The following is an 8,465-nucleotide window of genomic DNA, read 5'->3' on the forward strand; positions in this document are numbered from 1 at the left end:
ACTGCCAGGACTTGAGTGGCTGGCTGGAACATCGACCAGCCGATTCGCTGAACCAGATGGCGGCCGTCTGGCATCCATATCCGACGTTCGGCAAGACCTGGGGCAGCGACGCCTATGCCAGGCCCAATTACTCGCCCGGCGTCTTTGCCGATGTCGAAGAGATTCTCGCCGCCGGAATTCCCGTGATCGCTACCGAAACCGGCGATCGCAATGTTCCCGGCACCAGGGGAGCACCGCTGGTCGCCAACATCACCCGATGGGCCGATCAGCGGGAGATCAGCGTCATCGGCTTCACCTGGAATGTCTGGACGGAGCCTGACAACGTCCTGATCAAGGATGTCGACGGTACCCCGACCGATGGCTATGGCCAGGTGTTTCGGAATTGGCTGAAGAAGCCCTGACCTGGGCAGGGACTCAACGTGCTGCCCGCAGGCGAATTCCGGTACGCCGCAGCACGGCGAACAGTTTCGGCCCCTGGACCAGGTAGCGCTTCGCGAGACGTCTAGGCGAGTTGACCAGCCGGAACAACCATTCCATGCCGCAACGCTGCAGCCACAAAGGCGCGCGACGCTCTTCGCCGGTCAGGAAATTGATCGACGCGCCGATGCACAAGGCCAGTCCGCGCGTGCGACCTCGCAGTTTGAGCTGCTGCGCGACCATTTCCTGCTGCGGGCAGCCGACCGCCAGCAGGCAGTAGCGGAACGGACTCTGTGCTTCGATGAATTGCAGACAGGCTTCGACGGCGGCGGGCGTGCGGATGAAGCCCATCGGCGGATTGAAATGGACGAGGTGCTTCAGGCCATAGCGTACTGTCAGGCGCCGCGCCTGTTCCGAGCTGCCGCCGATCAGCACCAGTCGATCGTCGGGCTTGATCACCCGATCGAAAAGCGCAGCAGTCAGGTCGCTGCCAAGGCAGGTGGGCAGCCGCAAGCCACGAGTCAGACGCAGCAAATGGGCAATGAAGCGGCTATCGAGCAGCACATAAGCCGCTTCGGCGTACAACATCTGAAAGGCAGGTTCCCTGTGCAGGCGCAGTAGGTGATCGGCATTAGGCGTCACCACATAGCCATAAGTGTCTTGTCCGAAGCCTGCGGCCAGTTGCAGGAAGCTGCCAAGATCATGGTTGTCCAGCGTCAGTTCCAGCTCCCCGACAGGCGAACGTTGCTGTCGAGGCGAGACTTCGACCGGGATACCGCGCCTTGAAAGATGGCCGGAGAGTGTTCGAAAGCGATGGGTCGAGCTTCGGTCGGCCATCCCTGGATACGCGGAAACAAGGCCAACACTCTGCGGGCAGAGTCCGACGGGTACTGCAAGCACCTTCAGGCGCTGGACGATTGACGACAGCCGGGCTTCGGCCGAATCCGGCAGGGTGATCAGGATCCAATCAAGCGAGCGAGACTTGCCGAGGTCGATCAGTTCGGCAACCGACCCGGTGGGCGAGTTCGCACAGTTCTGACTACGGCCAAAACGGTCGTCGAACACACCGACGATCAACACGTTGTCCCCCAGTGCGTCGCGAAGCCGGCGGATCAAGCGATCGGCGACCGGTCCTGCGCCAACCACGGCGACGGTCTCGACGATGATCCCGTCGCGCTCCAAACGCTGCAGAGTGACTGCCAGCAGGCAGCGGCCCAGCGAGGTGATCACCAGTGCGTTCGCAAACCACGGCAGCAGCCAGTTCATGGACACGCCGTACAGGAAGCCACTCAGAACGCCGAGGCCGATGACGATGACGACAAACATGGGAAAGCGGGCGAGGTGCCCGCCGATCAGCGAAAGCGTTCGGCAGTCTCGAACGCAAGCCACGAATGCGGGATCGCGCAGGATGAAGGGCCCCAGAACCGCACCCGCCAGCGCCGCGCGGTTGTGGTTGCTCCAGAACTCCGGAACCAAGACAGCGCTGGAGAATCCGGTAGATATCGTCCATGACGCCAGCCACGCGGCGAACAGGATCGCAACGAAGTCGAACCCCAGCATCGAATCTCCGAGCAGTGCCACCACGTCCCTGCTCAGACGGTGGCGTCGAGGCCGATGAGGCAGGGTGAACGGTCCTTGTTCTTGAGTATTCATGTGAGTCACAGTGGACTCTCAAAAAGCTGATGTATGTGCGACATCGTACTGAGTGCGGCAGCACGCGAAAGCCAGCGATTTTTATAGGCGGGCACCCAGTTCGAGCCCCACCATTATCGCTTTGAAGCTATTCCGCTCGATCGTCGAACTCCGCACCTGGTAGGCCGTGTATGGATTCACCACCAGCCAGGACAACGCCTGCCAAGCCAGTTTCAGAGAGGCCACGTGGCTGTCGTCATGGCGGCTGTCGTTGCTGGCTGAAGTTCCAGACTGCTGAAATCGGCTGATGCCGTACTGGTAGTTGGCGAACACGCCGATCTTCACCGTCGGTGCCCAGTTCAGCGCCAGGCCGGCTCCAGTCTCCTGCACCGTGCTTGCGTCGCCGACATAACTATTGACTCGCCGAAACGCATCGATCCCGACCGAGGTCTTGCCGGTCAGTTGACGAAAGTAGGACAGCTTGCCGGTGATCGCCGAAGAGCGTCCATTGGCGTCTGCCTGACGTTCATCCTGGCGTCGGGTGTAGCCGGCCTGCGCAGCGACTCTGGATAGTTCATCGATCGAATAATCCACAACCAGCCCGAGACTCTGTTCGTCGAAATCGCCCGCTTCAGGCACGCCCTTGAAGGTTCCGAACTGGTACTTGCCGTAGATGCCGGCATCGAGCCCCTCTCCGATCAGATACTTGATCGCGACATCTGCAGTGTTTTCTTCCAGCTTGAAGCCGGGAAAATTCGGTAGTGGTGAATCCAGAGCCCGTGACCGCAAGGCTGTTTCCAGCCGCCACTCGTTGCCGATTTCGAGATCGGAACTGGCGGACAGGACGCGCTCGCTTTCCAAGGTCAGATTGGTACTGATCCGATCGGTGAACGGTGCCAGGCGGCGTTCCTGGGAAAGGTCGAGCGTTCCCGTCAGGAAGGTGGCCAGACGCCAGTCGAGACCGGTGCTGAGCCGATACTCGTTGTGATCGAGACGATCCAGATGAAGGTAGTCGAAGCGACGGCCTTCCAGCTTTGCCCGGAAGGTCTGCTGGCTCACCGGCAAGCGCGCCTGAAGTCCGATGATCAGACGCAGCGTTTCATCGGCCAGACGCCGGTCACCGGTTTCGAGGAACGCTTGATCGGAGTTCGGCAGGCTGAAGACATTGGAGTTGTATTCGGCCTGCGCCGATCCGTATGGCGTCAATACGGAATCTGCCCCAACCGTTCTCGAACAGCCGAGTCCGACCAGAACCCACAAGGTTCGACAGCTGCAATGACCAGACCAGGCTTTCAGCTGGCCACGGAGCCCCAGTTTCCACCTTTTGTTGCTGGACAGGGAAATGGCATCAATAGGCATTGGTTGCCCGCAACACCACCTTGAAGGTGCGCGACAGTATTTTCAGATCGAGCAGCAATGACCAGTTCTCGACGTAGTGGAGATCCAGTTCGACTCGCTGCCGCAATTGCGCCACGGTATCGGTGGCACCGCGCGAGCCATTGACCTGCGACCAGCCGGTGATCCCTGGCTTGACCCGGTGGCGATGCAGATAATCATCGACGATCTCCTGTCCCAGCCGCTGCTCGGTCCGCATGTCGACGGCATGAGGGCGCGGGCCGACTAGCGACATGCTGCCTTCAAGCACGTTGAAGATTTGCGGCAGCTCATCTAGGCTGTATTTGCGGAGTACGCGTCCGACCCGCGTGACCCGCGCATCGTCCCGGAGTGTCTGTTGTAGGGCGCCGTCTGCGCTGGGTTGCGAGATGTGCATGGTTCGGAATTTGTAGATCTCGAACTCCCGGCTCTGGAAGCCATGGCGGCGCTGAAGGAATAGCACGGGACCGGGACTGTCGAGCCTGATCGCGAGCGCGATGAGCAACATCACCGGCTGCAACATGGCCAGCAGGATGATGCAGAGCACGGAATCCTCAACAGACTTGAGCGCCGCATTCCACCGTTTGATGGGCCTATCGGCAAGCAGGCGTACCGAGAGACGATCTCCGACCAAGCGATTGAATGCAGCTGACGATGCTGGCGACGCCATAACTGGTGCAGCGTCAAAAGCCGTCTTCAAGTCGTGATCATCTCGACGTCGTATCCGCTGAAGCAGCAGGCTGCGAGTTGATACGGCCAGGCAAGCAAAGCCAATAAGCCAAAGGATCAGCCATCCGCTCGGCAGATCTTTCAGCCATCGACCGGCGAATGCGATGACAGTCAGCACACCGAGAAAAGCTAGAGCGTGGCCCGCGAAGCGCCCGGCCAACGCCCTTGAATCGGAACGTTTCGCAAAATGCTCAAAACGACGATCGTGCAGAACGAAAGCGCCAAGACCCGCTGTCATCGAGGCCATCCTGAGCATGTCGCCCCAGGCAGGAGGCTGCCATCCACTGGCAGCGATGAGCACCTCGTAGATGATCAAGCTGAAGTAGGCTGAACCTATCAAGCCGACGAAATCAAGCAAGGGTAGAAATTCCGAACTCTTCAGCGTCAAACCGTCCCGGAATCTGTCCGCCGGGAAGCCATGAAAAATCAAATGGTCTGATCGATGTTCACTTTTCATGCTGAGACGGTGGGCGTCAGCATTTTTCTGGTCTGTGCGGAAGCGGACAGAGTGAGCAATGAAAAGCTACCGTCCATGGCCCAGAAAGCTGGAGCAGCCCGATAGCGACTGCGCGACCATTCAGGAGTCTTTGCAGCAGCGGAATCCCAGGTGGTAGTTCTTGTGGCTGTCCTTGTCCAGCACGCGAGTGCCATGCCAGAACGGCGCGCGCCAGCGGCAAGAGTCGTCGTGTGCGCGGTAGGTGTCGAAGATGAACCAGCTTCCCTTCATCTCCGTATAACCGAGTTCTTTGCTGCCACGGCTGGCCATCTGGGATTCGTTCAACGGCAGGTTCATGTGCTCGGCGGCATTGCCGTTGAGGTCGTAGACGTCGAGGCTGCTGTGACAACCGGAAAAATCGCCTGCCGGGTAGGTGTTGGAGCCGCATTGGCTCCAGGATCCGCCCGAGCAACCCGGGGTCTTGTGGCTGGCTGCGGCGCAGATCCCGGTCTGGTACACCGCGCCGTAGCTCCAGGACTTGCTACCGGCATCGCTCCGGTTATGCGCCGCACGCATTCGCTGCAGGCCCCGTTCGACGCTTACGCCTTTCGCGAGATCGAATCTATAGTCCGGTAGCTCAAGACTGCCGGCGCAGGCGCCTTCCCATTCGTGGGCATCGCAAAGCCGTTTGCCCTCGACCTTGCAGATCTCCGCCGCTTCGCTGGCACGCACCCACACCACCGGATAGGCGCACGGGATGTCGGGAAACTCGAACTGGTCGATGCAGGCCTTGGCATCCTCGGGCTTCTGGGTCTTCGGGTCATAGAGCGGCGCCATGTACGGAGCACGACAGATTTTCTCGAACGCGGGATTGGCGTAGGGCTCGGATCGCTGAGCGAGTTTCTCCTGACATTGTTCCGAAGTTTCCGGATGCTGGGTCAAGGCCGGGTTGCCCTGGCCGAGCGTTCCGGATCTGGTGAATATCTGGCGAATGCTCAGCATCTGTGAATCATCGAGATGATGCGCACTCTGCAACTGCTCGAACAGTGCTTCGTTCTGCTTCTCGAGCGGCTGTGGTGCTGCGAAGGCGCCAGCGCCAGTGCAGACAAGTGCGAGCGCAGGCAAGGCGTGACTGCGCATCGTCAGGGTGCCGCCTGCTTTCGCGTCAGATAGAAGAAATCGCGATCGTCGGGGAAAGCGAGAAAACGCGGCGCGTAGGCGTCGCCGCCTTTCCGGTCCACGGCATCCATGCCTTCGACCATATGTTGTACGGAGAGCGCGTTGCCACTTCTCGTGTAGACCGCCAGATACGTGTGCTCCAGTGCGTTCATGTCCAGATGCATCGCGTAGTTGCAGCCGTAGGCTTGGAACACGCCGGCCATCGCCGGCGGGGTGGCTGAGGAGAAATAGCCGTAGATCAGGAAGCGCTGTGTCTGCGTCCGTACCAGGCAGGCTCCGGCCCGCAAGGTGCGCTGCCTGACATCGGCGGAACCCGACCAGTTGCCGGCCCCCCATTGCGCCACCAGTGCGCCCGGCCTGGTCTTGCCAGTCGAGGCATCAGGCTCGACCAGTGGAACCCCGTTCTGCCGCGCGTGCCGGATGCGCGGCAGCAGCCGGTTGTCGTCCAGTGTCCAGGTCTTCATCTCGACGGTGCCGTCATCGAGCACGAACAGAGTCGCCATTCCGGACTGCAGACGGCTGAATACCGTTCCCTCCTCGATGAAGCCGTAATGACTGCCCAGGTTGCGCGAGGCCAGCGCTCCATAGCGGAACGCGCCGTGCTCACGCTTGAAGCCACCGGTGAACGCGGCCGCAATGCGCGGCAGCGCGACGGGACTCACCATGCCGGTGCGGGCCAGCGGCGCGGCACTGTCGATGCCATCGGGACCGGGCATGGCAGCGTTGCGCATGTTGTCCTTGATTCTGGCCGACCAGCCGAGGCGTGGCTGATCGGTGCCGAGTGCGAACCCGAGCGTGAGCTGCTGCAGATCGAAAGCGACCAGATAATCCAGGGCACCGGCCTCCACCGGATCGTAGGCGGCCGGAGTCGGTGTGCCTGGCACCGATCGGTAGGCGGCCAGAGGCTGTATCGCGCTCACATAAATCCCTGATGCGCCTTGTACCGGGTACCAGCGGCCAGGCAGCAGACCATCCTGGGTTCCGGGGTCAAGGCCCAGATGGCTCGGCGCGATGCGAATCGCGGCAACAGGTCCGGACAACTTTGCAGCGGGTGGCGCGCCCATTGGCGCCGTGTAGACGCTGCTCGTGTAAGCGTCGGCCGCTGGATTGGCCTTTTCGAGGAAGGCATCGGAGTAGAGCTTGTCCTTGGCGAAACCGATGATTTTCTCTCCGCCCCAGACGTGGTCACGCAGAAAGCCAGTGATGCGCTCGATATTGGTGTACGTCCCCTTGACCACGTTGCGAAGATAGAGGTGGTTGTTGCATAGCGGCGCGTAGGGCAGGGCCGATTCCTGCGCTTTGTCCAGAGCATCGGACACTGCCGGGCGCCACAGGTCGCAGGCCAGATCGCTACCAACGCCCGATAGCAGCAGTCCCCGGTCGCCATTTAGATGCACGGTCTGCCGGGCCGGATCGGCATTCTCGAGCTGGTAGCTGCGCGGTGCTGGCCCGCCGTCGCGATCGATGCGCAAGACGTACCAGCTGTTGATCTTCGGATTCAGATTGATCAGGGTGGCTCGCCCGGCATGGCCGTCCAGCGGCGGCAACTCCGCACGTTCGCTGAGCTTGTTCGGCTGCAGGTCCAGAATGCTTGTCGGTGCCGCCCCAGCGATCGCTGGCTGTATTGCGATCAGCAGCACACCCCACGACCAGACTAAATTTGTGATCGCTTGCAGGCGCGTCATGTCGCCGCAAGCCCGATCGCCGCAATACCCAGAAGCAGGTTGCGGCTGACTCTGTCCTTGATGGCGAAAGAGACCGGGTCATCCTCGATGCGCCCGCGGTCGGCGGCGAGCCACAGGTAGCTGATCCAGTAGAGCAGCAGCACACAGATGCCCCAGAACAACCAGTATCTGCCGTACAGGCTCTGGATCAGATCGGTGGTGGTGTAGAGCGCCAGCACCAGCACCGCCAGATAGCCGCTGGCAATTCCCTGCGCGGCAATCACACCGGCATCGTCGATCACGTAGGCACGCGCCTGCGCCTTCGGCCCGTCGAGGCGACGGCGCAGCACCAGTTCGGAGAACCGCTTGATCAATGCGAGGCTGAAGAACAGGAATACGCAGAACGCCAGCATCCAGGAAGATGGCGCGATTCCGATGGCAACGGCGCCGGCCGCCACCCGGGCTGCGTAGCCGCCGGCGAGTATCAGCACATCCAGCACCACGCGATCCTTGAGCCCCAATGAGTAGGCCAGCGTCATCAGGTAATAGGACAGCAGCACCAGCAGGAACAGCGGTGACAGCGCGAAGCCGATCGCGATTGCCGAGACCAACAAGGTCCCCATCAGCCAGCAGGCTCCACCCGTGCCGATAGCACCCGAGGCCAGCATGCGCTTGCGCTTGTGGGGGTGATGACGATCCGAGCTCAGATCGAGCAGATCGTTGAGGAGGTAGACGCTGGACGCACAGGCTGTGACAGCGGCGAATGCCAGCACAACCTTCATCAATGGCGCCGGCTCGAACAGACGATGTGCAGCGACCAGTGGCAGGAACACCAGCAGGTTCTTGATCCATTGCTGCGGGCGCAGGGCTTTCAGGTAGTGAAGCCAGACATCTGCCGGGTCGGCGTAAACCTCGATCACGGGCGTCGTCTTTTCGATTCGCCGATACGAGGTAGCCAGATGGCCGGTGACGATCGCGTTTCTTGACGCCCGCCAGACCGGCAGATCGTCAGCGACGTCGCCGGCATAGTCGAA

Annotated in this window: 6 protein-coding genes and 1 pseudogene; 1 reads left to right on the forward strand and 6 read right to left on the reverse strand. The window is 61.1% G+C overall.

Going from position 1 to position 8,465, the window contains the following annotated elements; genetic code table 11:
* A pseudogene (locus tag QZY06_RS06235) lies at window positions 1-401 on the forward strand (hypothetical protein); the annotation flags it as partial.
* A 13-nt stretch (window positions 402-414) separates the two neighbouring features.
* Here the strand turns inward: QZY06_RS06235 and QZY06_RS06240 are convergent.
* From QZY06_RS06240 to QZY06_RS06265, 6 genes are all read right to left on the reverse strand, one after another.
* A complete protein-coding gene (locus QZY06_RS06240; protein ID WP_295681670.1) occupies window positions 415-2,001 on the reverse strand; it encodes a WecB/TagA/CpsF family glycosyltransferase in 1,587 nt (528 codons plus the stop codon).
* A gap of 150 nt (window positions 2,002-2,151) precedes the next feature.
* Complete coding sequence (locus QZY06_RS06245; protein ID WP_295681673.1) at window positions 2,152-3,255, reverse strand: surface lipoprotein assembly modifier; 1,104 nt, start codon at window positions 3,253-3,255, stop codon at window positions 2,152-2,154.
* 142 nt (window positions 3,256-3,397) lie between these two features.
* Window positions 3,398-4,609, reverse strand: a complete 1,212-nt coding sequence (locus QZY06_RS06250) for an exopolysaccharide biosynthesis polyprenyl glycosylphosphotransferase (protein WP_295681677.1) — start codon at window positions 4,607-4,609, stop codon at window positions 3,398-3,400.
* Between the two features lie 120 nt (window positions 4,610-4,729).
* On the reverse strand, window positions 4,730-5,590 hold the full coding sequence (locus tag QZY06_RS06255) for an SUMF1/EgtB/PvdO family nonheme iron enzyme (protein WP_295681680.1): 861 nt from the start codon (window positions 5,588-5,590) through the stop codon (window positions 4,730-4,732).
* A gap of 140 nt (window positions 5,591-5,730) precedes the next feature.
* Window positions 5,731-7,452: a hypothetical protein gene (locus QZY06_RS06260; protein ID WP_295681683.1), complete on the reverse strand. Its 1,722-nt coding sequence runs from the start codon at window positions 7,450-7,452 to the stop codon at window positions 5,731-5,733.
* A partial coding sequence (locus QZY06_RS06265; RefSeq protein ID WP_295681686.1) for a UbiA family prenyltransferase occupies window positions 7,449-8,465 on the reverse strand: 1,017 nt, incomplete at its 5' end. The genes QZY06_RS06260 and QZY06_RS06265, both read right to left, overlap by 4 nt.

Source organism: uncultured Nevskia sp., from assembly GCF_903885465.1.
Lineage (GTDB): Bacteria > Pseudomonadota > Gammaproteobacteria > Nevskiales > Nevskiaceae > Nevskia.

What these genes read in the sequence shown, in the direction of transcription:
- QZY06_RS06255 (WP_295681680.1), bottom strand. Translation starts at nt 5,590, where the DNA reads ATGCTGAGCATTCGCCAGATATTCACCAGATCCGGAACGCTCGGCCAG.
- QZY06_RS06250 (WP_295681677.1), bottom strand. Translation starts at nt 4,609, where the DNA reads ATGAAAAGTGAACATCGATCAGACCATTTGATTTTTCATGGCTTCCCG.
- QZY06_RS06260 (WP_295681683.1), bottom strand. Translation starts at nt 7,452, where the DNA reads ATGACGCGCCTGCAAGCGATCACAAATTTAGTCTGGTCGTGGGGTGTG.